Source organism: Bradyrhizobium sp. Leaf396, from assembly GCF_001424605.1.
GTDB lineage: Bacteria > Pseudomonadota > Alphaproteobacteria > Rhizobiales > Xanthobacteraceae > Bradyrhizobium > Bradyrhizobium japonicum_C.
Window position 1 is genome coordinate 103988 of sequence record NZ_LMQJ01000064.1, and the last position, 24865, is coordinate 128852.

Annotated in this window: 25 protein-coding genes; 19 read left to right on the plus strand and 6 right to left on the minus strand. The window is 64.6% G+C overall.

Annotated elements, in window-relative coordinates; genetic code table 11:
• The first annotated feature begins 142 nt into the window (after nucleotides 1-142).
• Nucleotides 143-1507, plus strand: coding sequence for an Nramp family divalent metal transporter (locus ASG57_RS31825; protein ID WP_024341141.1), 1365 nt, complete (start codon nucleotides 143-145; stop codon nucleotides 1505-1507).
• A gap of 222 nt (nucleotides 1508-1729) precedes the next feature.
• On the opposite strand, the gene ASG57_RS31830 is transcribed toward ASG57_RS31825, so the two are convergent.
• From ASG57_RS31830 to hemB, 3 genes are all read right to left on the minus strand, one after another.
• Nucleotides 1730-2506 (minus strand): arginyltransferase, encoded by a 777-nt coding sequence (locus tag ASG57_RS31830; protein WP_024341142.1) that lies wholly within the window; start codon nucleotides 2504-2506, stop codon nucleotides 1730-1732.
• A gap of 68 nt (nucleotides 2507-2574) precedes the next feature.
• Nucleotides 2575-3117: an RDD family protein gene (locus ASG57_RS31835; protein WP_057198864.1), complete on the minus strand. Its 543-nt coding sequence runs from the start codon at nucleotides 3115-3117 to the stop codon at nucleotides 2575-2577.
• A 262-nt stretch (nucleotides 3118-3379) separates the two neighbouring features.
• Nucleotides 3380-4441: a porphobilinogen synthase gene (gene hemB, locus ASG57_RS31840; RefSeq protein ID WP_024341144.1), complete on the minus strand. Its 1062-nt coding sequence runs from the start codon at nucleotides 4439-4441 to the stop codon at nucleotides 3380-3382.
• A gap of 122 nt (nucleotides 4442-4563) precedes the next feature.
• On the opposite strand from hemB, the gene ASG57_RS31845 reads away from it, so the two are divergent.
• Complete coding sequence (locus tag ASG57_RS31845) at nucleotides 4564-5064, plus strand: DUF6163 family protein (protein ID WP_024341145.1); 501 nt, start codon at nucleotides 4564-4566, stop codon at nucleotides 5062-5064.
• Between the two features lie 391 nt (nucleotides 5065-5455).
• A complete protein-coding gene (gene ldtR / locus ASG57_RS31850) occupies nucleotides 5456-5974 on the plus strand; it encodes a transcriptional regulator LdtR (RefSeq protein WP_024341146.1) in 519 nt (172 codons plus the stop codon).
• 171 nt (nucleotides 5975-6145) lie between these two features.
• Here the strand turns inward: ldtR and ASG57_RS31855 are convergent, their stop codons facing one another.
• Nucleotides 6146-7156 (minus strand): helix-turn-helix domain-containing protein, encoded by a 1011-nt coding sequence (locus ASG57_RS31855; protein WP_024341147.1) that lies wholly within the window; start codon nucleotides 7154-7156, stop codon nucleotides 6146-6148.
• A gap of 209 nt (nucleotides 7157-7365) precedes the next feature.
• Between ASG57_RS31855 and ASG57_RS31860 the strand changes: the two genes are divergently transcribed.
• From ASG57_RS31860 to ASG57_RS31910, 11 genes are all read left to right on the plus strand, one after another.
• Nucleotides 7366-9951, plus strand: coding sequence for an autotransporter outer membrane beta-barrel domain-containing protein (locus tag ASG57_RS31860; RefSeq protein ID WP_156402878.1), 2586 nt, complete (start codon nucleotides 7366-7368; stop codon nucleotides 9949-9951).
• Nucleotides 9952-10069: 118 nt separating this feature from the next.
• Nucleotides 10070-10306, plus strand: coding sequence for a hypothetical protein (locus ASG57_RS31865; protein ID WP_024341149.1), 237 nt, complete (start codon nucleotides 10070-10072; stop codon nucleotides 10304-10306).
• 37 nt (nucleotides 10307-10343) lie between these two features.
• On the plus strand, nucleotides 10344-10565 hold the full coding sequence (locus ASG57_RS31870) for a hypothetical protein (RefSeq protein WP_024341150.1): 222 nt from the start codon (nucleotides 10344-10346) through the stop codon (nucleotides 10563-10565).
• A gap of 259 nt (nucleotides 10566-10824) precedes the next feature.
• Nucleotides 10825-12123 carry a serine hydroxymethyltransferase gene (gene glyA / locus ASG57_RS31875; protein ID WP_057198866.1) on the plus strand — a complete coding sequence of 433 codons (1299 nt, stop codon included), beginning with the start codon at nucleotides 10825-10827 and terminating at the stop codon, nucleotides 12121-12123.
• Nucleotides 12124-12138: 15 nt separating this feature from the next.
• Nucleotides 12139-12621 (plus strand): transcriptional regulator NrdR, encoded by a 483-nt coding sequence (nrdR, locus tag ASG57_RS31880; protein WP_011087793.1) that lies wholly within the window; start codon nucleotides 12139-12141, stop codon nucleotides 12619-12621.
• On the plus strand, nucleotides 12618-13766 hold the full coding sequence (gene ribD, locus ASG57_RS31885) for a bifunctional diaminohydroxyphosphoribosylaminopyrimidine deaminase/5-amino-6-(5-phosphoribosylamino)uracil reductase RibD (protein ID WP_057198867.1): 1149 nt from the start codon (nucleotides 12618-12620) through the stop codon (nucleotides 13764-13766). The genes nrdR and ribD overlap by 4 nt, the downstream gene beginning before the upstream one ends.
• Nucleotides 13766-14374 carry a riboflavin synthase gene (locus ASG57_RS31890; protein WP_057198868.1) on the plus strand — a complete coding sequence of 203 codons (609 nt, stop codon included), beginning with the start codon at nucleotides 13766-13768 and terminating at the stop codon, nucleotides 14372-14374. Before ribD ends, ASG57_RS31890 begins: the two co-directional genes overlap by 1 nt.
• 112 nt (nucleotides 14375-14486) lie before the next feature.
• Nucleotides 14487-14978, plus strand: a complete 492-nt coding sequence (gene ribH / locus ASG57_RS31895; RefSeq protein WP_057198869.1) for a 6,7-dimethyl-8-ribityllumazine synthase — start codon at nucleotides 14487-14489, stop codon at nucleotides 14976-14978.
• Nucleotides 14979-14980: 2 nt separating this feature from the next.
• On the plus strand, nucleotides 14981-15478 hold the full coding sequence (gene nusB / locus ASG57_RS31900) for a transcription antitermination factor NusB (RefSeq protein ID WP_024341155.1): 498 nt from the start codon (nucleotides 14981-14983) through the stop codon (nucleotides 15476-15478).
• 86 nt (nucleotides 15479-15564) lie between these two features.
• On the plus strand, nucleotides 15565-16563 hold the full coding sequence (gene thiL, locus ASG57_RS31905) for a thiamine-phosphate kinase (RefSeq protein WP_057198870.1): 999 nt from the start codon (nucleotides 15565-15567) through the stop codon (nucleotides 16561-16563).
• 235 nt (nucleotides 16564-16798) lie between these two features.
• The gene (locus tag ASG57_RS31910; RefSeq protein WP_024341157.1) at nucleotides 16799-18919 is read left to right on the plus strand and encodes a sodium-translocating pyrophosphatase; all 2121 of its coding nucleotides are present in this window, start codon (nucleotides 16799-16801) and stop codon (nucleotides 18917-18919) included.
• A 189-nt stretch (nucleotides 18920-19108) separates the two neighbouring features.
• Here ASG57_RS31910 and ASG57_RS31915 read toward each other — a convergent pair whose 3' ends face one another.
• Entirely contained in the window at nucleotides 19109-20122 is a 1014-nt protein-coding gene (locus tag ASG57_RS31915; protein ID WP_024341158.1) for a Bug family tripartite tricarboxylate transporter substrate binding protein, read from the minus strand.
• A 214-nt stretch (nucleotides 20123-20336) separates the two neighbouring features.
• Complete coding sequence (locus ASG57_RS31920) at nucleotides 20337-20822, minus strand: outer membrane protein assembly factor BamE (RefSeq protein WP_057198871.1); 486 nt, start codon at nucleotides 20820-20822, stop codon at nucleotides 20337-20339.
• 98 nt (nucleotides 20823-20920) lie between these two features.
• Here ASG57_RS31920 and ASG57_RS31925 point away from each other — a divergent pair, with 98 nt between their 5' ends.
• The 5 genes from ASG57_RS31925 (at nucleotide 20921) to ASG57_RS31945 (ending at nucleotide 24843) form a co-directional block, all read left to right on the plus strand.
• Complete coding sequence (locus tag ASG57_RS31925; protein WP_024341160.1) at nucleotides 20921-21472, plus strand: ubiquinol-cytochrome C chaperone family protein; 552 nt, start codon at nucleotides 20921-20923, stop codon at nucleotides 21470-21472.
• Nucleotides 21469-22038 carry a YceD family protein gene (locus ASG57_RS31930; RefSeq protein WP_057198872.1) on the plus strand — a complete coding sequence of 190 codons (570 nt, stop codon included), beginning with the start codon at nucleotides 21469-21471 and terminating at the stop codon, nucleotides 22036-22038. Before ASG57_RS31925 ends, ASG57_RS31930 begins: the two co-directional genes overlap by 4 nt.
• A gap of 292 nt (nucleotides 22039-22330) precedes the next feature.
• Nucleotides 22331-23392 (plus strand): phosphate acyltransferase PlsX, encoded by a 1062-nt coding sequence (plsX, locus tag ASG57_RS31935; protein ID WP_024341162.1) that lies wholly within the window; start codon nucleotides 22331-22333, stop codon nucleotides 23390-23392.
• Nucleotides 23389-24369: a beta-ketoacyl-ACP synthase III gene (locus ASG57_RS31940; RefSeq protein WP_024341163.1), complete on the plus strand. Its 981-nt coding sequence runs from the start codon at nucleotides 23389-23391 to the stop codon at nucleotides 24367-24369. The genes plsX and ASG57_RS31940 overlap by 4 nt, the downstream gene beginning before the upstream one ends.
• 132 nt (nucleotides 24370-24501) lie before the next feature.
• Nucleotides 24502-24843: an integration host factor subunit alpha gene (locus tag ASG57_RS31945; RefSeq protein ID WP_024341164.1), complete on the plus strand. Its 342-nt coding sequence runs from the start codon at nucleotides 24502-24504 to the stop codon at nucleotides 24841-24843.
• Nucleotides 24844-24865: the final 22 nt, after the last annotated feature.

The following is a 24865-nucleotide window of genomic DNA, read 5'->3' on the forward strand; positions in this document are numbered from 1 at the left end:
GAATTTGTTCAATGTGCGCTCCTGAGGACCAGCAGACCCACCCGCTTCCCGACAAGCCGCTACGGGCCGCCTGAGAAATTGCAGCGGCTAGATGCAGTTGCAAATGAGTTGCAATAAGAACAAAGTTGGGTATTCTGGCCGCATGGATGCCCGATCACCCGACCTGACCGAAGCCTTGAGCCAGCCCGCCAGCGGCTGGCGTTCTGATGCGCCCACCACGAAGAGCCTTGCCGAGGTCAATTCCACGGTCTCGATCCCGGTTGCCGGCCACTGGTCGCGGCGGCTGCTGGCCTTTGTCGGTCCCGGCTATCTCGTCTCCGTCGGCTACATGGACCCCGGCAACTGGGCGACGGACCTCGCCGGAGGCTCGAAGTTCGGCTACACGCTGCTCTCCGTCATCCTGCTCTCGAACCTGATGGCGATTCTGCTGCAGTCGCTGGCAGCGCGGCTCGGCATCGTCACCGACCGCGACCTTGCTCAGGCCTGCCGCGCCTCCTATCCGCCGGCGGTGAACTTCCTGCTCTGGCTCGCCTGCGAGGCGGCGATCATCGCCTGCGATCTCGCCGAGGTGATCGGCACCGCGATCGCGCTCAAACTGCTGTTCGGCATCCCCCTGATCGGCGGCGCGCTGCTCGCCGCGCTCGACGCCTTCCTGCTGCTGCTCCTGATGAACCGCGGCTTCCGTTTTCTCGAGGCTTTCGTCATCGCGCTGCTCGTGGTGATCGCGGTCTGCTTCGCGGTCCAGATCGCAGCTGCGGCCCCGCCTGTCGCGGAGGTTCTGCGCGGCTTTGTGCCGACGAGCGAGATCTTCACCAACTCCGACATGCTCTACATCGCGATCGGCATCATCGGCGCGACCGTGATGCCGCACAACCTGTACCTGCACTCCTCGATTGTGCAGACGCGGGCCTATGAGCGCAACGATACCGGCCGGCGCGAAGCGATCAAATGGGCTACGACGGACTCCACGATCGCCCTGATGCTTGCGCTGTTCATCAACGCCGCGATCCTCGTGGTCGCTGCCGCGACCTTCCACAAGAGCGGCCATTCCGACGTGGCCGAGATCGGCCAGGCATTCGAGCTGCTCTCGCCGTTGCTTGGTCTCGGCATTGCCTCGACGCTGTTTGCGGTGGCGCTGCTTGCTTCCGGCCTGAATTCGACGGTGACGGCGACGCTCGCCGGCCAGATCGTGATGGAAGGCTTCCTCGACCTGCGCCTTCCGAGCTGGGCGCGCCGCCTGCTCACGCGCGGCATCGCCATCATCCCGGTGATCGTGGTCACGGCGATCTATGGCGAGCGCGGCACGGCTGATCTGCTTGTGTTCAGCCAGGTCGTGCTCTCGATGCAGCTGCCCTTCGCCGTCATCCCGCTGGTCCGTTTCGTCTCCGATCGCCGCAAGATGGGCAAGTTCGCGATCCCGATGTCAGTCGCCGCGGTCGCGTGGATCGTCGCGAGCGTCATCGTGATTTTGAACGTCAAGCTGCTGGCAGATACGCTGTTCGGGTGAGCGGGATCAGTGGCGATGGCGGCGACGCGGCGCCTAGGGGCCGAGCGGATTGACGTCGAGATCGACGTCTTTCACACATTGCTGCGCGGGGCAGATTGCGCGCGGGTAGCCCTGATACAAGCAGTAAACCTGCCGTCGTTCGATGATCGCGCAGGCGATCAATCGTAGGTTTGACTCGACAAGGATACCTCCGCATCCACTGGCGCATACGGCGTATGATCGTCAGTCCTGCGGCTCGGACGCAACATCTCCCTGTGCATCGATACGCAGCCAGCCCGAAGGCGCGAGGCGTTGCTGCGGCAGGAAGCGGGCCTTGTAGTCCATCTTCTTGGAGCCCTCGATCCAGTAGCCGAGATAGACGTAAGGCAGGCCTTGGCGGCGGGCGCGCGCGATGTGGTCGAGGATCATGAAGGTGCCCATCGAGCGGCTGACCTGGCTCGGCTCGAAGAAGGAATAGACCATCGACAGGCCGTCGCTGAGCACGTCGGTGAGCGCCACCGCGATCAGCTCTTCACCGCGGCCGGTCAGGCCACTATCGGGGCCGCGCTTGCGATATTCGATGATGCGGGTCTCAACGTGGCTGTCCTCGACCATCATGGCGTAGTCGAGCACGGTCATGTCCGCCATGCCGCCATGTCGATGGCGCGCGTCCAGATAGGCGCGGAACACCGAATATTGCTCGGACGTGGGAACCGCGCTGCGCTGCTCGCCGATGATGTCGGCATTGCGCGTCATGACCTTGCGGAAGTTGCGCGAAGGCCGGAACTCATTGGCGATGACGCGGACCGAGACGCAGGCGCGGCACTGGTCGCAGGCCGGCCGGTAGGCGATCGACTGGCTGCGGCGGAAGCCGCCATGGGTGAGGAGGTCGTTGAGGTCGCCGGCGCGGTCCCCTACCAGGTGCGTAAACACCTTGCGCTCATGCCGGCCCGGCAAATACGGGCAGGGGGAGGGCGCCGTGAGGTAAAACTGGGGCGTGTCGCGCGAGTGCTGGGTCAAGGGACGTCGTGGGCCTCCGAAACGGGCATCAGCATCGCGCTCCAGAGGCCCCCGGTCAATCGATTAGCTCACCAGGTCCGCGCCGTCTGAGGCGCGGGCACGCGAACGGAATTGTTGATCACCACCGTTCCCAGCAAGAAGTCGTGCAGCAGGCGACGGCGGCCGTTGAACAGGCCGACCAGCACCACGAAGGGCGTCAGGAACGAGACCGTCACCCAGAACAGCACGGCGTGGGTGGCGCCGAGCACGAAATAGCCGGGTGCGCCGTACCAGGTGCGCAATTCCAGGTCCATCAGGCGCATTCCGACCGTCGCGGACGAGGGTCCGCCGATGCTGGCGCCGTAGTAGACGATCGCCCAGACAACGGAGGCCGGCCACGCGATCCAGAACAGGGCCCAGCCGATCCCGAGCGTGACCACGCCGAACAATGCGATGAAGATGTAGCCGAGGATCACCGGCACGGAGATCACGACCATGTCGATCAAAAAGGCGAAGACCCGCCGTGTCGCGACGCCACGAAACAGTTCCGGATGCAGGTCAGGGTCGTAGGCATGCGGCTGCACCCCGCCGTCATTGCGCCAAGCGCCTGAATTGCCCGGATCATACGACATCGTCCGTCCTCCAACGGGAAAGCCCCCGAGGCAGGACATGGGCACAAGCCATCCCGATGCCAAGGGCGCCCTGGCATTAACAAGCCGAAATATTCCGGCGATTCGGGGGCGGTTCTCTCGCCACCGTCATTCCGGGGCGGTCCGCAGGACCGAACTCGGAAATCTAGAGATTTTCGGGTGCGCAATTGCGCACCATCGTTCGATCCTATCGCATCGCCCCAGAATGATCGGCGTTGCCCGGCGCGGTTCGCGCTGCGGCAGCCTACGTTTGCGCCCGCAGCTTCTCCGCCGCTTTCGGCGCAAAATAGCTCAGCACGCCGTCGGCGCCAGCGCGCTTGAAGGCGAGCAGGCTTTCCATCATCGCCCGTTCGCCGTCGAGCCAGCCGTTGTTGGCGGCGGCTGCGATCATCGCGTATTCGCCGGAGACCTGATAGGCGAAGGTCGGCATCGTGAAGGTGTCCTTCACGCGGCGGACCACGTCGAGATAGGGCATGCCGGGCTTCACCATCACCATGTCGGCGCCCTCGGCGATGTCGAGCTCGACCTCGCGCAGCGCTTCGTCCGTGTTGGCGCTGTCCATCTGGTAGGTGCGCTTGTCGCCGGTGAGGGTCTTGGCGGAGCCGATGGCGTCACGGAACGGGCCGTAGAAGGCGGAGGCGTATTTCGCGGCATAGGCCATGATCTGCACGTCGAGCAGACCGGCGCGATCCAGTCCCTGGCGGATCGCGGCGACGCGGCCGTCCATCATATCGGAGGGCGCAATGATGTCGCAGCCGGCTTCAGCCTGCACCAGCGCCTGACGTACCAGCACGGCGACGGTCTCGTCGTTCAGGATCTTGCCGTCGGAAATCAGCCCGTCATGGCCATGGCTGGTGAAGGGATCGAGCGCGACGTCGCAGAGAATGCCGATCTCCGGAAACTCCTTCTTGATCGCCCGCACCGCCTGGCAGACCAGGTTATCCGGGTTGGTGGCTTCCGAGCCTGCCTCGTCGCGCAGGGAAGGGTCAGTGTACGGAAACAGCGCGAGGCAGGGAATGGTCAGCTTCATGGCGCGCTCGGCCTCGCGCACGGCCTGGTCGACGCTGAGCCGGTCGACGCCCGGCATGGAGGCGACCTGCTCGCGCTTGTTGTGACCGTCGATCAGGAACAGCGGCCAGATCAGATCGTCGGTGGTGAGGACGTTCTCGCGCACCATGCGTCTGGCCCACTCGGCCTTGCGGTTGCGGCGCGGACGGACCGTCAGATCGAGGGCATGAGGAACTGCCGTGCTGTCCCGGCGCGACACTTCCCGCAGTTCGATCGGACGTCCGTATTTGATCGCCATCATTCTTCCTCCGGCTGGAATTATTCTTATACCAGCTCGCACGGTTCCCGTCACCGCGGCTTGACCTGCCGCAAAGGATGGCAGCCGATTGATTTTGCCGGGCGAAGCAGCCAGAAGGGGCCATGTCCGAGATCTCCACCCGCGACGCGGCCCGCGACAGCGCCCATGCCAGGGACGCCCGAGACAATGCCAGAGAGAGCGCACTCTCGGTGGCGGCGATCTCGTCGGAGCGCGCCGAGTCCGACGACAGTGTCTGGACGCGCCGGCTGGTGCTGTTCCTGCGGGTGATGGCGCTGCTGTCGATCCTGAAAGGTCTCTATCACTGGGCGCAAGTGACGGGTTTCGTCGGCGGTGAGGACGAAGCGTTCGAGAACCAGTCGATGGCCTGGCAGGCCGCCACCGTCTACTTCGCCGTGATCGAGCTCGTCGCGGCCGTCGGCCTCTGGCTGGCAACGCCTTGGGGCGCGGTCGTGTGGCTGACGACCGTCGTGTCGATGGCGGTGATCGAGTTGATGTTCCCCGGCATCTACGGCGGCAGCCTCGTCGTGGTCGGCGTCGAGGTCTTCATGCTTGCCGCCTATCTCGCGCTCGCCTGGATGGCCGCGCGCGAACGGCCGCCGTAGCCGGTCACAACGGCGCACGCCCATCCCGGACGCGAGCGCGCAGTTGTTCGCTCTTGGTTGACCGTTGGTTGCCTAAAATTCGCGATAAGTTTTCGTTGACCAGCCGTTCCGCCACAGCCGTTACGCGCCCGTTTCGAAACGGGGCGGGGCTGTTCTGGAATGCGACAATCGCCGCGGACGGAGGGTGAACAGGACCTTGCGAAGGTCAACAGAGGCTTTCAAAAAGTGCTTGTGGCACAGGCTTAATCCGCAATTCACTGTCTTAAATTCATGATCTCTTTATTCTCTTATTTAAGCCGATCTTCAAACGCGCCCCTTAAGTTGCACCTATCAGGCGGGACACAAGTTTCGTCGAATAAGTGTCGATAAAAACGACAACAGGGGAAGTGTCATGATGAAAGCCGTCGCAACTGCGGCAGATACCGCAGAGCGCGTCTCCGGCCAGCAGGGTTCGGTGCAGGCGCTCTATCTGGAAGCTTTGACTCTGGTGGAGCGGCTGCATCGCCGGCTCCTCGACGTGATCAAGGATGAGTTCGATCGCCGCGGCCGTGCGGACATCAATTCGGTGCAGGCTCTCCTGCTCTACAACATCGGCGACAAGGAGCTGACTGCGGGCGAGCTGCGCACGCGCGGTTACTATCTCGGGTCCAACGTCTCCTACAACCTGAAGAAGCTCGTCGAACTCGGCTTCCTCGATCATCAGCGTTCGCGCGTTGATCGCCGTTCGGTGCGCATCCGCCTGACTCCGCAAGGTCAGGAAGTCCGCCGCATCGTCGATGCGCTCTACCAGAAGCACGTCAAGACGGTGGAGCAGGTCGGTGGCATCTCCGGCGACGAGTTTGCGACCCTCAACAAGTCGCTGCACCGCCTCGAGCGGTTCTGGACCGACCAGATCCTCTATCGCCTCTGAGTTTCTAAATGGATCAGGGCCAAGCCGGCCCCTGACAAGACCGGCAGCCCTCCCGAACGTGCCTGACTTCCCCAAGCGCGCCGGCCCGGAGTTGCTCCGGACCGGTGCGCCGTTCGCGCGTTTGCAGAAGCGCCGCGCAGCGCGGTCGTTTTCCTCCGCCCGGCTCGGGTCTCAGCGCAAGCGCTCCTCCCAGTGGCGAAACAGGGCGACCTCATCGTCGGCCACAACGACCGGGTCTGACAGGCCGCCGAGGCGCGCACGCCGCGGACTGAATCCGAATTGCTTGCGAAAGGCCCGGCTGAAATGCGCAGCGCTCGGAAAACCGTATTCGCGCGCAACGTCGCCGATTGCGAGGCCTTCGCCGGCATTGAGGCGGGCGTGGATCGTCTCCAGCCGCCGCTTTCGAACATAGGCCGTGACGCCGCCTGCATTGGCGAAGGCACGATAGAGATTGGATTTCGAGGTTGCCAGAGCCCGGCTCATGGCCGCGATGTCGAGCCGGTCGGACGAAAGGTTCTGGTCGATATAGGCTTCCGCGCGCTCGCGCAGCGTGGCCACCGGGCTGCGGGACGCGGGCTCGCTGCCTGGCGGCCGTGCGCCCAGCACCGTCGCCAGCAGCCCGACAAAGGCCGCCGACAGGCTGGCGGCGTCCTGGACGGTCATCTCCTCGAGTTGTTGCACGAACGACAACAGGAAGTCGGCGACGAGGCGGCCCCATGCACCGTCGATGATGACGCCGTGGGTGGAGGGATCATATCCCGCTCGCTCGAAGGCGCGTCGCGCTATGGTGCAGGTGATGCAATCCAGCGCCGTCCCCTCGGTCACCAGGGTCCGGCGCGTATCGAAGGCGGCCAGCTCGCCTTGTCGCATCGTGCGCGGGGAGGGCTCGTCCTCGGTGGTGAAGGTCACCGCTCCGGCCTTGACGAAAACGACCTGGATCATGTCGATGCCATCGGCCCGCGCCATCTCCGCGGTTCGCACCATCCTGACCGGGCCGAAACGGGAATGCGTCACGACCATGTCGCCGAGAGTCCAGGCATCCACGACGGCCTCGAAGGGGCCGTCGGCCGGGCCGGCTCGGGTGATCTGGTGCGTGGCGATGCCCGAGCGCCAAATGTCGAATCTCTCGGTCTCGGGGAAATTGCTGGTGTCGAAATGCAGCACCGGAATGGGGGTGGACATGATCTTTCTGCGAAGTCCCAAACGCTTTCGAAGCTGGTTATAAAACGGCGCCTCGCCTGTGCCGAAGACTATTTTGACTTCCCGGACCAAGAGAGTTGACCGTTGAACTCAAAATCAATCTGGCGCGCTTCGTAGACCCCGAATCCATTGTACGATGAGGTGCCGGCAATTTATTGATCGCAAGTGATTTGACGCTCAAGGCCCATGCAATGCCCACTTCCGACTTGTCGCGCGTAGCTTCCCGTCTGTCGTCGCGTGCGTTCGGGATCCGTAGCGCGCTGCCGGCCGGCTTCGGATCGCGCGGCTGGATATCTCCGGTTCGCTGCCTCGCCATGGTCGCCGCAGCTTCTGCCGCCATGACGCTGCTCTCGGCGCCGGCTCAGGCGACCTGCACGCCCGTTGCTGCCAACGATGCCTCGGCGACCTGCACCGGGGTCACCACGGATCAGAATGGAACGAACGGTTACGGCTCCGGCGCGATCGACAATCTCAGCGTCACCGTCGTCCAGGGGGCGTCCGTGACCGGGACGAGCTACGGCATCAGGTTCAACACCGGAACGGTCGTGAACTCGGGCACGATCACTGGGATCAACGACCGCGGTATCTTCGGCGCGACCAGCGCGAACGTGACCAATTTCGGGACGATCAGCGGCTATCTCGGGGTGGATACGGGTGGAAACGGCGTCGTGACGAATTTTGGAGCCATCTCCGGCACCACGAGCGATGGCGTCCGCGGCACTACCATCACCGTCGTGAATTCCGGGACGATCACGGCGGCCTATGACGGCGTCTTTGCCATCGGCACGAGCACGGTCGTCAATTCGGGCAGCATCACCGGAAACTCGCACGGCGTCTATGCCCTTGCCGATATCAGCGTCGACAATTCCGGCTCGATTGCCTCGGTGGGCGGCGCCATCTATGCGCCGAACGGCAGCGCAACCGTGGTCAATTCAGGCACCATCGCGATGACCGATACATTCGGCAGCGTCATGTATGCGCTGACGAACCTGACGCTGATCAATTCGGGGATCGTCACTTCGACGTCGGTGGGACCTTCTTCCAGCGGCACGATCGACGTGACGAATTCAGGGTCCATTCTCAACAATGGATTCGGCCCGGCCATTTCCGGCACGGTTGCGAAGGTGACGAATTCCGGCATCATCATCGCCGTTGATGGCGCGGCGGTCAGCGCCTCGAACGTCACCGTCACCAATTCCGGGTTGATCCGCGGCTATTGGGAGGGCATTGGTTCCCAGTACGCCACAGTCACCAATTCTGGCACGATCATCGGTGAGCATTCGGCAGGCGTGCAGGCCTCGTTCGATGTGATCGTCACGAATTCGGGCGCGATCACAGGGAGCGGCGCGGGCATTCGCACCTTCAACGGCAGCATCAACACGGTCAACTTCGGGACGATCACGGGCAAAGGGCCTTCCGGCATCGGCATTTTGTCCGGGACGACGGGCACCGTGGTCAATTCCGGCACGATCATCGGCGAGGGCGGGACGGCGATCCAGTTCGGCGCGACGACGCCAGCGCAATCCGACAGCCTGACCGTGCTGCCCGGCGCACGCTTCGGCGGCGTGGTCGATTTCACCGGGGGCGCCGACACTGTCACTTTCGGTCTCGGAAGCTGGATCCTGAACACCGCCAATTTTGACAAGACGCTCTCGACCGTGACCACCGCCGGCAATCCTTACGTCGTCACGTCGAACCAGATCATCGTCGCCGACCTCTCCAGCTTCGGCGCGCAGAACCGCGCGATCATGGACATCACCGGATGGATCGGCTCGGTCCTGCCTGATGCGCCCGTGTTCGCGACGGGTGCGGCCACCGCCAGTGCGTTTGCCGCACCCGAACCGGCGGCGTCGCCGTTCGATGCATTCGCCAGTTTTCCCTCGGGCGCCCTGGGATATGCCCCGACGCCTGCGTTCAAGGGGGCAAGCACAAATTACGGCGACGGGAATGTGGTCTGGGCCAAGGCCTTTGGCGGCCAGCGCCTGCAGGACAACAGCGGCGCGTTGATCGGTGGGACCACGACCGGCTATGGCGGCGCGGTCGGCTACGAGCGGCTGATCAGTTCCGACCTCAGGTTAGGGATGCTCGCGGGCGGCAGCAGCAACAAGACGAATCTGTATTTCAACGCCGGAAGCACCAGCACCGACGCCGTGTTCGGCGGCGCCTATGGCCGCAAGACCTGGGGCGGCACATTCCTGGATCTCTCCGTGATCGGCGGAAGCCTCGACAATTCCAGCGTGCGCAACATCGGCGGCGGTCTCGCCTTTGCGACGGCAACGGCGTCCTATGGCGGCTGGTTCGTCAATCCGGCGCTGATGTTCGGGCGCCGCCTGGATGTAGATGGGCGCGGCTTCACGGTCACGCCGGCGGTGAAGGTGCGCTACGTGGCCGCGCATTTTGGCGGCTATGCCGAGACGGGCGCGGGCGCTGCCAACTTGAGCGCCGCCGGACGCGACTTTCAGGCCTGGGAGGAGCGGGCCGAGATCACGTTCGCCAACACCAGGACGCTGGCCAACGGAAACCGGGTCACGACCCGAGTTGCTGCGGGGGCGCTTGCCCAGCAGCGCAGCGCGGGTGGTCTGCTCGATGTCGTTTTGCTGGGGCAGAACTTCATCGTAGCGACCCCCGAGCGCAGCAGCGTGGCAGGCGGGTACAGCAGCGCAGGGGTCGACTGGCAAATGGGCCGCCTGACCTTGTTTGCCGCCGGAGAGGCCACCTACACCAACGATGTGTCGCGCACCTACTCGGGCAAGGCCGGCGCGCGGGTGAGCTGGTAGTCGATCGGCTCGCCCGATCCGGGACAAGGAACCGACGCTTTCGCACTGCGAAAAAATTGGCTCGGGGCGGGGAACCAGATCCTTGCCTCGTCGTTGTTCCTTCCAACCGGAGGGTGCGATGTTGGTCGAGCGCGGGCTGCAGGCGATGAACGTGGAACTCGTAAGCGAGGCCTACGCGATCGCTGCGAACTACCTTCGCCGGTCCGGGGCGATTCCCGATTCTCTCGTCACCGACGAACGCCTGCTCGGGATTGTCGTCAAGCTGATCCAGCACGGCGAATTCAACAAGATCAGGCTCGCCAACAAGGCGATCACTTGGTTCGAGACGCAGTCCGAGGCCCGCGCGGTTGCCTGATCAAAACTCCCAGAACAGCGACGAACCAGAGGGTGCCATGGAAGCCGCCATCGACCGCATCATGCAGACCTACGACCTGCTCGCCAACCGCACTGCGGCGGCCAGCGTGGAGGCGCGGGCCAAGGTCACGAACTACCTCAACATCCTGATGGAGGCCGGCGAAACGGACACCCACAGGTTGACAGTGTGCGGCCTGACATACTTGCGCCAGCTCGACGGCAGTGTGGACCCGGTTAAGGCGGGTTATACGGGGCTGTAAAGAGAGGCCAGCCGGCTTAGTGCCTGCCGAAAGGCGAGGCCCAAACGCTTGCACTTCCGTTTCAGACGAGCGGTTCCATAGGACCGCTCCGCAGCGAAAGTCCTCCAATCCCACCATATCTTGCATAAATATCAGGCCCGACCCGCAAATGCTTGGCCGGGGGCGGGCAATGTGGTAGATCGCGCTCGCCGCTTCCGATCGCCACACCAGACCCGTCCGTTGCCCGCCAAGAGGCTGCGGCGGTGGAGATATTCGCAAGATGACCGCACCCAAGACCGCCTCCGCGCCCGATTCGTTTTTCTCCGCCTCGCTGGAGCAGGCGGACCCTGAGATCGCCGCCGCCATCAGGGGCGAACTCGGCCGTCAGCGCCACGAGGTCGAACTGATCGCCTCCGAGAACATCGTCAGCCGGGCCGTGCTGGAAGCGCAGGGTTCGGTGATGACCAACAAATATGCGGAAGGTTATCCGGGCGCGCGCTATTACGGCGGTTGTGAGTGGGTCGACGTCGCCGAAAACCTTGCGATTGATCGTGCCAAGAAGCTGTTCGGCGCGAACTTCGCCAACGTGCAGCCGAACTCCGGCAGCCAGATGAACCAGGCGGTGTTCCTGGCGCTGCTGCAGCCCGGCGACACCTTCATGGGTCTCGATCTCGCGGCCGGCGGTCATCTCACCCACGGCTCGCCCGTCAACATGAGCGGCAAGTGGTTCAAGGCCGCACACTACACCGTGCGCCGCGAGGACCAGATCATCGACATGGATGCGGTGGCCAAGCAGGCCGAGCAGGTGAAGCCGAAGCTGATCATCGCCGGCGGCTCGGCCTATTCGCGTGCCTGGGATTTCAAGCGCTTCCGCGAGATCGCGGACAGCGTCGGCGCGTATCTGCTGGTCGACATGGCGCATTTCGCCGGGCTCGTCGCCGGCGGCGTCCATGCTTCGCCCGTGCCGTACGCGCACGTCACCACCACCACGACGCACAAGTCGCTGCGCGGTCCGCGCGGCGGCCTCATGCTGTGGAATGACGAAACCCTGACCAAGAAGCTCAACTCTGCCATCTTCCCGGGCCTGCAGGGCGGCCCACTCATGCACGTGATCGCCGCCAAGGCGGTGGCTTTCGGCGAAGCCCTCCGACCGGACTTCAAGGTCTATGCCAAGAACGTCGTCGAGAACGCCAAAGCATTGGCCGAGACCCTGAAGGGCCACGGCCTCGATATCGTCTCGGGCGGCACAGACAATCACCTGATGCTGGTCGATTTGCGGCCGAAGGGCCTGAAGGGCAATGTCTCGGAGAAGGCGCTGGTCCGCGCGGCCATCACCTGCAACAAGAACGGCATTCCGTTCGATCCGGAATCTCCCTTCGTCACGTCGGGCATTCGGCTCGGCACGCCGGCCGCGACCAGCCGCGGGTTCGGGGTAGCCGAATTCCAGCAGGTCGGCGGCATGATCGCCGAGGTCCTCAACGCGATCGCGCAGTCTTCCGACGGCAAGGCGCCGCTGGTGGAAGCCGCGATCAAGGAGCGGGTCAAGGCGCTCACCGACCGCTTCCCGATCTACCAGTAGCGCAGGGTCCAACGGATGCGCTGCCCGAACTGCAACAGTCTCGATACGCAGGTGAAGGACTCGCGTCCGACCGAGGACTCGTCCGTGATCCGCAGGCGGCGCGTGTGCGTCGCCTGCAACTTCCGCTTCACCACCTTCGAACGCGTGCAGCTGCGCGAGCTCACGGTGATCAAGCGCAACGGCCGTCGCGTGCCGTTCGACCGCGACAAGCTGATGCGCTCGGTTCAGATCTCGCTGCGCAAGCGGCAGGTCGAGCCGGAGCGGGTGGAAAAGATGGTCTCCACCATCGTACGCGAACTCGAGACCGGGGGCGAGGCCGAGATCTCGTCGGAGGTGATCGGTGAGACCGTGATGGAGCATCTGCGCACGCTCGATGACGTCGCCTATGTGCGGTTTGCGTCCGTCTACCGCAATTTTCGCGAGGCCAAGGATTTCGCCGACGTGCTCGGCGAGCTCTCCGGCGAGGAGGAAGCGCGGCTCGCCGCGATCCGCAAATGATCTTCCGCATCCTGGAAGATCAGTTCGCGCAGAAGGCCCGCGAGGCCAAGGACGCCGATCGCAGATTCATGGAGCTGGCACTCTCGCTGGGTAAGCGCGGGCAGGGACGGACCTGGCCCAATCCGGCCGTGGGCGCCGTCATTGTCAAGGACGGCGTCATCGTCGGCCGCGGCTGGACGCAGCCCGGAGGACGGCCGCATGGCGAGCCCGAGGCGCTTCGGCGCGCGGGCGAGTCGGCGCGCGGCGCCACGCTCTACGTCACCCTGGAGCCGTGCTCGCATTTCGGCAAGTCGCCGCCTTGCGCCGATGCGGTGATCGCAGCGGGCATCAAGCGGGTGGTGGCGGCGATCGAGGATCCCAATCCCGAGGTCGCAGGCCAGGGGCATGCGCGTCTGCGCGCCGCCGGCATCAATGTGGATGTGGGTCTTTGCGCGGCGGAGGCTGCCTTCGACCATGCCGGCCATTTCCGTCGCATCCGGGACAAGCGTCCGCATGTGATCCTCAAGCTCGCGGTTTCGCCCGACGGCAAGATCGGCGCTGCTGGCGGCAAGCCGGTCGCGATCACGGGCGAGGCGGCACGCGACCGCGTGCATCTCCTCCGCGCGCAGAGCGATGCGATCCTGGTCGGTATCGGCACCGTGCTGGCGGACGATCCGCTCCTCAACTGCCGCCTGCCGGGCATGGCGGCGCGCTCACCGGTGCGGGTGGTGCTCGATCAGAGCCTGCGCATTCCGGCGTCGAGCCGGCTCGTTCGTACCGCGCGCGAAACGCCGCTTTGGGTGATCGGTTCAGAACTCGCCGAAGCTGCGGCCGCAACGCGCCTCGGCGCGGCAGGCGCGCAGATCATGCGCATGCCGTCCGGCAGCGCATCGGGACTTGGCCTGCCGGCCGTGCTGAATGCGCTGGCGGAGAAAGGCATCACCCGTCTGATGGTCGAGGGCGGCAGCCGCGTTGCGTCGTCATTCATTGCGGCCGATCTCGTCGACGAGATCTGGCTGTTCCGCGGCGCGGAAGAGGTAGGCCCTGGCGGCGTGGATGCGCTCGATGCATTGCCCCTGTCGAAAATCACGCAGTCGCAGGCCTACAAGGTTCATGCTAGCGAGACATTCGGCAAGGATATTCTCACCATCTATGAGCGCGCGTAATGTTCACCGGCATTGTCACCGATATCGGCGAGATCATCCGCTTCACGCCAACGGCGCAGGGGCAGCTGCATCGATTGCGCATTGCCTGCCGCTATGACCGGACCACCATCGCGGACGGCGCCTCGATCGCCTGTAACGGCGTCTGCCTGACGGTGGTTGCCTCCGGCGTTGCCGACGGCAGGACGTGGTTCGACGTCGATGCGGCTGCCGAGACGCTGGCGCTGACCACGGCAAAGCACTGGAAGGTCGGTACAAAGCTCAACCTCGAGCGCGCGCTGAAGATCGGCGATGAGCTCGGCGGGCATATCGTTGCCGGCCACGCGGACGGCATCGCGACCATCGTGAGCCGGCAGGACCTGCCCGATATGGCGCGGTTCGAGCTCTCGACCACGCGCGAGCTGGCGCGGTTCATCGCCACCAAGGGCTCGATCACGCTTGATGGCGTGTCCCTGACGATCAATACGGTTGCAGACGTGACGTTTTCGGTGCTGATCATCCCGCACACACTGACGGTCACGACGATCGGCGCCTGGAAGGCGGGGGACGAGGTCAATATCGAGGTCGACCTGATGGCCCGTTACGCGGCGCGGCTGACGGAAATGAAGTGACGGGCGCATGAAGTTCGTCATGCGCGGGCTTGACCCGCGCATCCATCCTCTTAAGAGGGGCTTGCCCGATGGATTGCCGGGTCAGGCCCGGCAATGACAGAATAGGTTGACCATGGCAGACGCGCGGCGCGCACCCCTGAAGGACCAGACCGACATTTCCGGCGCCCGCGCGCTGATCGTCGAGGCGCGGTTCTACGACGATCTCCAGGATGCACTGCTGGACGGCGCGGTGGCCGAGCTGAAGGCGGCCGGCCTGACCCATGACGTGATCACGGTTCCCGGTGCGCTTGAAATCCCGGCTGCAATCGCCATCGCGGTCGATGCCGCTGCAGCGAGCGGCAGGGCCTATGATGCAGTGATCGCGCTCGGCTGCGTGATCCGCGGCGACACCATTCACTTCGAGATCGTCTCGCAGGAATCCTCGCGGGCCCTGATGGATCTTGCCGTGGCGCGAAAACTGCCGCTCGGCAACGGCATCCTCACGGTCAATACCGAGGCGCAGGCCTGGGCGCGGGCGCGCGCCAGCGAACTGAACAAGGGCGGCGATGCCGCGCGTGCCGCCCTGGCGATGCTGCGCATCAAACGCCGCCTGGCGCAGGCCTGAACATGGCCGACAACAGCAAGAAGCCGGCAGGCACTCAGGAGAAGAAGGCGAACCGGCGCGGTGCGGCGCGGCTCGCCGCCGTGCAGGCGCTGTACCAGATGGATATCGCCGGTGCCGGCATCAACGACATCTTTGCCGAGTTCGAGAGCCACTGGCTCGGCAACGAGGTCGAGGGCGACACTTACCTCCCGGCGGAAGCTGCGTTCTTCCGCGACGTCGTTTCCGGCGTCGTGCGCGACCAGAAGAAGCTTGATCCGCTGATCGACGAGGCGCTGTCGAAGGGCTGGCCCTTGAAGCGGATCGAAGCCATCCTGCGCGCCGTGCTGCGTGCGGGAGCCTATGAACTCCAGAATCGCAAGGACGTACCGGCCCGCGTCGTCGTGTCCGAATATGTCGACGTCGCCAATGCCTTCGTCGACCGCGAGGAGACCGGCATGGTGAACGCCGTGCTGGACCAGATTGGCCGCCAGTTCCGCGGTGACGAGTTTGGGCGGGGGTAGGTCAGACATTCCGCCGTCATCGCCCGGTCCTGGTGCGCATAGCACACCGGCCGGGCGATGACAGCGGAGGACAAGGGCTGACATCGATGACCACTCCACAAAGTCCCTCCGCCGAGGACTCCCTCATCGCGCGCTATTTCAAGCCGATCGCGACCGACCCCGGCGCGCTCGGGCTGGTCGATGACGCCGCAGTCCTGTCCTCATCGGGCGAGGACATCGTCGTCACCACCGACGCCGTCGTCGAGGGCGTGCATTATCTCGCCGACGATCCGCCTGAAACCATCGCCCGCAAGGCGCTACGGGTGAACCTGTCCGATCTTGCCGCCAAAGGCGCGCGGCCTGCAGGTTTCGTCCTGACGCTGGCGCTGCGCAGCCAAGAGGATGCCTGGCTCCGTCCCTTTGCGGACGCGCTGGGCGAGGACGCGAGGAACTTCGTCTGTCCTCTGCTCGGCGGCGACACGGTATCGACGCCGGGCCCGCAGATGATCTCGATCACCGCCTTCGGCCGCGTACCGCGGGGACGGATGGTTGGTCGCACCGGTGCCAGGCCGGGAGACCGCATCCTGGTGACGGGAACGATCGGCGACGCCGCGCTCGGCCTCGACGTGCTCAAGAGCGGCGCCGCTGCCGCGGTGCTCACGTCTGATGCCGCTGCAAGGGAAGCTCTGGTCTCACGCTATCGGGTACCGCAGCCGCGGAATTTGCTGGCGCAGGCCGTGCTCGATTTCGCGACCGCAGCGATGGACGTCTCTGACGGCCTCGCGGGCGATCTCACGAAACTCTGCGCAGCATCCGGAGTCTCGGCTTCGGTGGACGTGGCAAGCGTGCCGCTCTCGGCTGCAGCGGTCGGCCTGCTCGCCCGCAACATCATTTGCGTCGAGACGCTGCTTGCGGGGGGCGACGACTACGAGGTGCTGTGCACCGTTCCGTCGGCGCAAAGCGATGCGTTGATCGCCGCAGGGCGGGCCGTCGGGGTTGCCGTGACTGCGATCGGCACGATCATTGAGGGGCACGAGCGGCCGCGCTTCCTGGACGAGCAGGGCCAGGAACTGTCCTTGGCGCGTCTATCCTACAGCCACTTCTAGGAATTGCTCCAAACCGGCATCTTGGTTCTCGGCGCTTGGTGCTAAATACCTGCCGAGATCGGCGTTTTCCGCCTTATACGGCGTTGCACCCTCAATTTGATTTTGGCAAGGTTGCGACCGATTGGGGCCGCCCCTTTTGGGCAAGGGGCGGCCTTGTTCGAAATCAAGGCGCCGCGTCGCACGACGGACAACAAAAGGCGCCGGGGGTACATCAAGGATCTGAGGCATAAATCAAATGACAGCATTATGGTTGATAGTGCTCTGCGGAGTGCTTTCCGTTGCCTACGCGGTTTGGGCGACGTCTTCGGTGTTGAGCGCGGATGCGGGGTCGCCGCGCATGCAGGAGATCGCAGGAGCCGTGCGCGAAGGCGCACAGGCGTACCTGCGGCGCCAGTACACCACGATCGGTCTCGTCGGCATCGTCATCTTCGTGCTGCTTGCCTATTTCCTCGGGCTCTATGTCGCGATTGGCTTCGCCATCGGCGCGATCCTGTCCGGCGCCGCCGGCTTCATCGGCATGAACGTCTCGGTCCGCGCCAATGTGCGCACGGCCCAGGCCGCCACGACGTCGCTTGCCGGCGGCCTCGAGCTTGCATTCAAGGCGGGTGCCATCACCGGGCTTCTGGTGGCGGGTCTGGCGCTGCTCGGTGTGACCATCTATTTCGCCTTCCTGGTCCATTGGCTGAAGCTTGCGCCCGACAGCCGTCTCGTCGTCGACGCGCTGGTGGCCCTCGGCTTCGGCGCCTCGCTCATCTCGATCTTCGCCCGTCTCGGCGGCGGCATCTTCACCAAGGGTGCTGACGTCGGCGGCGACCTCGTCGGCAAGGTCGAAGCCGGTATTCCCGAGGATGATCCGCGCAACCCGGCCACCATCGCCGACAACGTCGGCGACAACGTTGGCGACTGCGCCGGCATGGCCGCCGACCTGTTCGAGACCTATGCGGTGACCGCGGTCGCCACCATGGTGCTCGCGGCGATCTTCTTCGCCAAGACCCCGATCCTCGCCAGCATGATGACGCTGCCGCTCGCGATCGGCGGCATCTGCATCATCACCTCGATCATCGGCACTTTCTTCGTCAAGCTCGGGCCGAGCCAGTCGATCATGGGGGCGCTCTACAAGGGGCTGATCGCAACCGGCATCCTGTCGCTGATCGGTATCGCGCTGGTGATCTATTATCTGATCGGCTTCGGCAAGCTCGAGGGCGTCGATTACACCGGCATGGCGCTGTTCGAATGCGGCGTCGTCGGCCTCATCGTCACCGCGCTGATCATCTGGATCACCGAATACTACACGGGTACGGACTATCGTCCGGTGAAGTCGATCGCCCAGGCCTCGGTGACCGGCCACGGCACCAACGTGATCCAGGGCCTCGCCATCTCGATGGAAGCGACCGCGCTGCCTGCGATCGTCATCATCGCCGGCATCCTGGTGACCTACAGCCTCGCCGGGCTGTTCGGCATCGCGATCGCGACCGCCACCATGCTGGCGCTGGCCGGCATGATCGTCGCCCTCGACGCCTTCGGTCCCGTCACCGACAACGCCGGCGGCATTGCCGAGATGGCGGGACTGCCCAAGGAGGTGCGCAAATCGACCGACGCACTCGATGCGGTCGGCAACACCACCAAGGCCGTGACCAAGGGTTACGCGATCGGATCCGCCGGCCTCGGTGCTCTCGTGCTGTTCGCGGCCTACAACGAGGACCTCAAGTACTTCGTTGCCGGCTCCGCGCAGCATCCGTACTTCGCCGGCGTCAATCCGGACTTCTCGCTCAACAACCCCTACGTCGTGGTGGGCCTGCTGTTCGGCGGCCTCTTGCCGTATCTGTTCGGCGCAATGGGTATGACGGCCGTGGGCCGCGCAGCCAGCGCGATCGTCGAGGAGGTTCGGCGTCAGTTCCGCGAAAAGCCGGGCATCATGCAGGGCACCGACAAGCCTGACTACGGCAAGGCGGTCGACCTGCTCACCAAGGCGGCGATCAAGGAGATGATCATCCCCTCGCTGCTTCCGGTGTTGTCGCCGATCGTCGTCTATTTCGTGATCTACGCGATCGCGGGCGGCGGCGCGGCCGGCAAGTCGGCGGCGTTCTCGGCGGTGGGCGCGATGCTGCTCGGCGTGATCGTCACGGGCCTGTTCGTCGCGATCTCGATGACCTCGGGCGGCGGCGCCTGGGACAACGCCAAGAAGTACATCGAGGATGGCCATTTCGGCGGCAAGGGCTCTGATGCGCACAAGTCGGCCGTCACGGGCGACACCGTCGGCGATCCCTACAAGGACACTGCGGGCCCCGCGGTGAATCCGATGATCAAGATCACCAACATCGTGGCCTTGCTGCTGTTGGCGATCCTGGCGCACTGAGCAGGGTCGAAGAAAAGAGAAAACCCCGCGGCGCGAGCCGCGGGGTTTTTGTTTGTCGGGTTGTATGCTCCCACCTCGTCATTGCGAGGAGCTCTGCGACGATGCAATCCAGTGTCTTTCCGTGGAGGCAGTCTGGATTGCTTCGCTGCGCTCGCAATGACGAAGGATGCGGTAGCGTTCCGTTGAACGCTACTGCACGTCCATCTGCAGCCCTTCCTTCTGGATGATGCCGGCGAACTTCTTCGTCTCGGCGTCCAAGAAGGCGGCGAATTGCTGCGGCGTGCCGTAATCGGCGCGGGCGCCCATGGCGGCGATCTGCTTCTTGACGTCGTCGCGTTCCAGCATCGCCTTGACCTGGAGATTGAGCGCGTTGAGCACTTCGGGCGAAACGCCCTTCGGCAGGAACACCGAGAACCACGACGAGACGTCGAAGTTCGCCAGCTCGGGCGCGCTCTCGCGCATGGTCGGCAGGTCTTTCGCAAGCTCGCTGCGCTCGGGCGTCGTGACGCAGAGACCGTTCAGCGTGCCATTCTGCACCTGCGGCAGGCTCGGATACAGATTGTCGAACAGGATCTGAATGTCGCCGGCGAGGGCTGCCTGGAGCGCCGGTCCGGCACCGCGGAACGGGATGTGCGTCATCTTCAGCCCGGTGAGCTGCAGGAACCAGGCGCCGGTGAGGTGAGGGCTCTGGCCGACGCCTGATGAGGCGTAGCTGAGCTTGTCCGGATTGGCCTTCAAGTAGGCAATCAGCTCCGGGATCGACTTGATGCCGGTCTTGGGATGTGCCGAGACGATATTCGGGATCCGGATCATGTTCGAGACCGGCTGGAGCTGGTCCGGCTTGTAGCTGAGGTTCTTGAAGATACTGTAGGCAATCGCGTTCGGACCGGGGTTGCCGATCAGGATGGTGTGACCGTCGGGCTTGGCGCGCACGGCCTCGGCCGTGCCGATCGTGCCGCCACCACCGGAGCGGTTTTCCACGACCGCGGACTGGCCCCAAGCCGTCTGCAGATGCGCGGCCAGAAGCCGACCCATCACGTCGGTCGAGCCGCCGGCCGCCGCCGGCACGATGAGACGCACGTTTTCGGTAGGCTTCCAGTCGGCAAGGCTCGATCGCGGCAGTATCGCTGCGGCTGCAAGGCCTGCAGCACCGGTGAGCACGCGACGGCGGGACAACAAAGTGTTCTGACGTTTCTTGGGCACGAATCCACTCCCTGCTTCTTGCTGCCGGGACCGTAGGGAACAGCACGTGCGACCGCAAGTCGCGCGCGAGCGCAAGCGCTGCGCGGAGAGCGGCAGGACGCCGCAGGCCTGCGTTATTTACCTTGCGGTGGAATTAGGCCGGCTGTTGAGCCTCTTTTCGGACGCGCACCCTTTTGCGAAGCGCTAGTCGCTTCGCCCGCAAGCCTCGACCGACTCAGTTGAAGCTGAGCAGCTTGAACAGCGGCGTAAGGTAGCTCATCTCCTGGCCCGACGTGGGCGTGGTGCGGCTGATGAAGTCAAAGATCTTGCCGTCCTGGAGACCGTAGTTCGCAAGCCGGCGCACGCGCCGGTTCTTGTCGAAATAGATCGCGATGACGCGTTGGTCGACGACCTTCTGGTTCATGAAGGCAACAGGGCGCTCCGACCGCTGCGAGATGTAGTAAAAAACTTCGCCGTCAAGGGTCGCGACGGTGGAGGGAGTGCCCATCACGATCAGCACCTGATCCTGGCTCGCGCCGATCGGGATCTGCTCGAGCGCGCCGGGCGGCAGGATGTAACCCTTCTGGAATTGCTCACCGGTGCAGCCGGCAAGCGCGACGCCAACGAGAGCCGCAGCCGCGAATATGCGCAGGCCGCGCGAGCATGCATGGAGGCCGTGCCGCTTGTTCGCGCGCAGGCTGGTCTGGTTCATTGTCGTCATAGCGGAACTGATTCCGTCCCCTTGCGTCGCGCGAGGCGCTGAAGTACCGGGCGGAGGCTCTGAATGCAACACGCGCGCGCCCGCTTGCGGAAACCACAATGCTTTGGCCGTTCAATCACTTCAGGAAACCCCGGCTAACCCCGCCGGGCACCATTGAAGCCATCTATGGCATGATCGTGACGCAGGCGCGAGAACCCATATTTTACCGGGACTTGGGCGTGCCCGATACGGTTAACGGGCGTTTCGACCTGTTGCTGCTGCATCTGTGGTTGCTGCTGCGTCGCCTGCGCACAGCCCAGGGCGGCACCGAGCTGTCTCAGGCGCTATTCGACCGCTTCTGTGAGGACATGGACGACAACCTGCGCGAGATGGGGGTGGGCGACCAGACTGTGCCGAAGCGGATGCGGGCCTTTGGCGAGGCCTTCTACGGCCGCGTCCAAGCCTACGATACAGCCATGGAAAGCGGCGGCGAGGCGCTGGCATCGGCGATCTGCAAGAATATCTTGAATGGGACCGGCATGGATCGGGCGCACAGGCTCTCGGCCTATGCCCAAGCCACGGAAGCCGATCTCGGCCGGACCGACGAGGCCGCGCTGCTGCGCGCAAGCTTCAAATTCCCTCCGGCGCTTCCAGAGGATGTCACGCCATGAGCCGACCGAATGCCGGATCCCCGCCCGATCCCTGGCGATCGCCCGTCATCGTTGCGCAGATCCCTGACGGGGGCCTGCATCGTGAGCTTGTGGCATCAGCTGCCGAGCGGCAGGCCATGGCCGAGCTCGCGGGCCTCCGCGAGATACTGTCGGCCCATGCCAGTTTCGATGTGGTGCCGAAAAGCGGTGGGCGGGTCCAGGTCACGGGGCTGGTCCGCGGCCGAATCGGCCAGACCTGCGTCGTCTCGCTGGAGCCGATCGAGAGCGAGATCGAGGAGGAGGTCGACCTGATGTTCGCCCCTGAGGCGGAGGCGCGCCGCTTGGCCGACCTAATCGAGGAGGGGCAGGACGACCGGCAGGCGCCGGAGGTCGCCGATCCTCCCGAGCCGATTACGGGCGGCATCATCGACCTCGGCCGACTCGCCACCGACGCCCTGTTCCTGACGATCGATCCCTATCCGCGCAAGGAAGGGGCCGTGTTCGAGGCGGAGGTCAGCGCCCCCGATCCGGAGGACCATCCCTTCGCGGCGCTGAAGGCGCTCCAGGACAAGAAGAAGGGCAAATAGCCAAGCATTTCCGCGCCGGGCGGCTTGGGGTGGAGCATGAGCCGTTTGCCGCGATGGTTTGAAGGACGGCACTATCCGATTGATTGTGATGGGTTTCTCGCCCGTTCATGCGCCCGCTCCCGGATCGGCCCAAAAGGCTGGGGGCAAGAGGTTGTTTCGGGGGTACAAAACGCTATTGTCGCGGCCCGGTCCGGGTGCGGCGTGGCGCTTGGCCGATCGCCAACTCCGTGGCGACCCCATTTCGCGGCCCCGCTAGCTCCAGACCGCACCAGACCAGGTTTCCAGGACTTACATGCCAAGCAAGGTTCGCATCGCGCTGGACGCCATGGGGGGCGATGTCGGCCCTGCCGTGGTCGTTCCCGGCGCCGCCATCTCGCTTGGCAGGCATCCCGATATCGAGTTCCTGCTGGTCGGAAACCGCGCCAAGATCGAGCCCGAGCTCGACAGGCACCCGAAGCTGAAAGCCGCCTCCAAGGTTATCCATACCGACGTCGCCATCAGCATGGAGGACAAGCCGAGCCAGGCGTTGCGGCGCGGCCGCAAGACCTCCTCGATGTGGCTCGCGATCGATGCGGTCAAGAAGGGCGAGGCGGATGTCGCGATTTCCGCCGGCAATACCGGCGCGCTGATGGCGATGGCCCGCTTCCACCTGCGGACGCTGCCGGGCATCGACCGGCCGGCCATCTCCGCGATCTGGCCGACCAAGCGCGGGGCGTCCGTCGTGCTCGACCTCGGCGCCACGCTCGGCGGCGATGCCCACCACCTGGTGTCGATGGCGGTGATGGGGGCGGCCAAGGCGAGCGTGCTGTTCAACAAGAAGCGGCCCACGGTCGGTCTGCTCAATATCGGCGCCGAGGAAATCAAGGGGCACGAGGAGATCCGCGAAGCCAGCGAAATCCTGCGCGCGAGGAACCTGCCGGAGCTCGACTATATCGGCTTCGTCGAGGGCGACGGCATCGGCAAGGGCCTCGCCGACGTCATCGTCACCGAGGGCTTCAGCGGTAACATCGCGCTCAAGGCCGCCGAGGGAACCGCGCGGCAGATGGCGGAATTGCTCCGTAATGAGATGCAGCGGAGCTGGCTATCCAAGCTCGGCTATCTCTTCGCCCGCAGCGCCTTCCAAGCCCTGCGCGACAAGATGGACCCCAACAAGTCCAATGGCGGCGTGCTGCTGGGACTGAGGGGGGTGGTGGTCAAGAGCCACGGCGGAACCAACGCCGAAGGCTTTGCCTATGCGATCGATGTTGGCTATGAGATGGCTCACTACGATCTCCTGAACAAGATCAATCAGATGCTCAACCGCGAGGGCGGTGCACTCAGTTCGGTGCAGGCCGCGCAGGAGGCTGTTTCGTGACTCAAATTCGTTCGGTCGTGCTCGGCTGCGGCTCCTATCTGCCGGAGCAGGTGGTGACCAACGCCCAATTGGCGGCGCGCATCGACACCTCCGACGAGTGGATCGTGCAACGCACCGGCATTCGCGAGCGGCACATCGCGGCCGAGGGCGAGTTCACCTCGCATCTGGCGCTCAAGGCGGCGCAGGCCGCGCTCAGCGATGCCGGCCTTGACGCGCAGTCGATCGAGCTGATCGTGCTGGCGACCTCGACGCCCGACAACACGTTCCCTGCAACGGCGGTCGCCGTGCAGCACGGCCTCGGCATCAATCACGGCGCGGCCTTCGACCTACAGGCCGTGTGCTCGGGCTTCGTGTTTGCGCTCGCCACCGCCGACAACTTCCTCCGCACCGGCGCCTACAAGCGCGCGCTGGTGATCGGCGCCGAGACGTTCTCGCGCATCCTCGACTGGAATGATCGTGGCACCTGCGTCCTGTTCGGCGACGGCGCCGGAGCCGTGGTGCTGGAGGCGCAGGAGCAGCCGGGCGATCCCGCGACCGACCGCGGCGTCGTCACCACGCACTTGCGCTCCGACGGCCGCCACAAGTCAAAGCTGTTCGTCGATGGCGGGCCGTCCTCGACCCAGACCGTCGGTCATCTGCGCATGGAGGGCCGCGAGGTCTTCAAGCATGCGGTCGGCATGATCACCGATGTGATCGTCGACGCCTTCGAGGCGACCGGGCTGAATGCCGACAGCATCGACTGGTTCGTGCCGCACCAGGCCAACAAGCGAATCATCGACGCCTCCGCGCACAAGCTGCACATCGCACCGGAGAAGGTGGTGCTGACCGTGGACCGCCACGGCAACACGTCGGCGGCCTCGATCCCGCTGGCGCTATCGGTGGCGCGCAAGGACGGGCGCATCAAGAAGGGCGACATGGTTCTGCTGGAGGCCATGGGCGGCGGCTTCACCTGGGGCTCCGCCCTCGTGCGCTGGTAGCAACAGTCGATAAAATTTTGCCGGATTTGGCCGCGATTATCGATGCGTCTGCATTGATGAGCGCTGTTGACCGTCGTATCGTAACCTCATAATTTCAGACAACAATTGTTCGCCGTGATGTGGGGCAGGGCGATGACCGAGACCAGCAAAACCGTAACGCGAGTTGATCTGTGCGAAGCCGTCTACCAGAAGGTGGGCCTTTCGCGCACGGAATCGTCCGCCTTCGTGGAACTCGTGCTGAAGGAGATCACCGACTGCCTGGAGAAGGGCGAGACGGTGAAACTGTCCTCGTTCGGCTCCTTCATGGTGCGCAAGAAGGGCCAGCGGATCGGCCGCAACCCGAAGACCGGCACCGAGGTGCCGATCTCGCCGCGCCGTGTCATGGTGTTCAAGCCGTCGGCGATTCTGAAACAGCGGATCAACAACCAGCACCGCACCAACGGCGACGCCAGCAAGGCTAAAGAAGAGGCGTAACCCCCTTTCGGAAAGGACTGGC

Excerpts from the sequence above, each read along its gene's own strand:
- ASG57_RS31930 (WP_057198872.1), top strand. The coding sequence starts at position 21,469 with ATGAGCCGACCGAATGCCGGATCCCCGCCCGATCCCTGGCGATCGCCC.
- ASG57_RS31845 (WP_024341145.1), top strand. The coding sequence starts at position 4,564 with ATGTCCGAGATCTCCACCCGCGACGCGGCCCGCGACAGCGCCCATGCC.
- ASG57_RS31865 (WP_024341149.1), top strand. The coding sequence starts at position 10,070 with ATGTTGGTCGAGCGCGGGCTGCAGGCGATGAACGTGGAACTCGTAAGC.
- ASG57_RS31860 (WP_156402878.1), top strand. The coding sequence starts at position 7,366 with ATGCCCACTTCCGACTTGTCGCGCGTAGCTTCCCGTCTGTCGTCGCGT.
- glyA (WP_057198866.1), top strand. The coding sequence starts at position 10,825 with ATGACCGCACCCAAGACCGCCTCCGCGCCCGATTCGTTTTTCTCCGCC.
- hemB (WP_024341144.1), bottom strand. The coding sequence starts at position 4,441 with ATGGCGATCAAATACGGACGTCCGATCGAACTGCGGGAAGTGTCGCGC.
- ASG57_RS31870 (WP_024341150.1), top strand. The coding sequence starts at position 10,344 with ATGGAAGCCGCCATCGACCGCATCATGCAGACCTACGACCTGCTCGCC.
- ASG57_RS31855 (WP_024341147.1), bottom strand. The coding sequence starts at position 7,156 with ATGTCCACCCCCATTCCGGTGCTGCATTTCGACACCAGCAATTTCCCC.
- ribD (WP_057198867.1), top strand. The coding sequence starts at position 12,618 with ATGATCTTCCGCATCCTGGAAGATCAGTTCGCGCAGAAGGCCCGCGAG.
- ribH (WP_057198869.1), top strand. The coding sequence starts at position 14,487 with ATGGCAGACGCGCGGCGCGCACCCCTGAAGGACCAGACCGACATTTCC.
- ASG57_RS31925 (WP_024341160.1), top strand. The coding sequence starts at position 20,921 with ATGCTTTGGCCGTTCAATCACTTCAGGAAACCCCGGCTAACCCCGCCG.
- ASG57_RS31825 (WP_024341141.1), top strand. The coding sequence starts at position 143 with ATGGATGCCCGATCACCCGACCTGACCGAAGCCTTGAGCCAGCCCGCC.
- ASG57_RS31835 (WP_057198864.1), bottom strand. The coding sequence starts at position 3,117 with ATGTCGTATGATCCGGGCAATTCAGGCGCTTGGCGCAATGACGGCGGG.
- ASG57_RS31910 (WP_024341157.1), top strand. The coding sequence starts at position 16,799 with ATGACAGCATTATGGTTGATAGTGCTCTGCGGAGTGCTTTCCGTTGCC.
- plsX (WP_024341162.1), top strand. The coding sequence starts at position 22,331 with ATGCCAAGCAAGGTTCGCATCGCGCTGGACGCCATGGGGGGCGATGTC.
- thiL (WP_057198870.1), top strand. The coding sequence starts at position 15,565 with ATGACCACTCCACAAAGTCCCTCCGCCGAGGACTCCCTCATCGCGCGC.
- ASG57_RS31945 (WP_024341164.1), top strand. The coding sequence starts at position 24,502 with ATGACCGAGACCAGCAAAACCGTAACGCGAGTTGATCTGTGCGAAGCC.
- nrdR (WP_011087793.1), top strand. The coding sequence starts at position 12,139 with ATGCGCTGCCCGAACTGCAACAGTCTCGATACGCAGGTGAAGGACTCG.
- ASG57_RS31890 (WP_057198868.1), top strand. The coding sequence starts at position 13,766 with ATGTTCACCGGCATTGTCACCGATATCGGCGAGATCATCCGCTTCACG.
- ASG57_RS31920 (WP_057198871.1), bottom strand. The coding sequence starts at position 20,822 with ATGACGACAATGAACCAGACCAGCCTGCGCGCGAACAAGCGGCACGGC.
- nusB (WP_024341155.1), top strand. The coding sequence starts at position 14,981 with ATGGCCGACAACAGCAAGAAGCCGGCAGGCACTCAGGAGAAGAAGGCG.
- ldtR (WP_024341146.1), top strand. The coding sequence starts at position 5,456 with ATGATGAAAGCCGTCGCAACTGCGGCAGATACCGCAGAGCGCGTCTCC.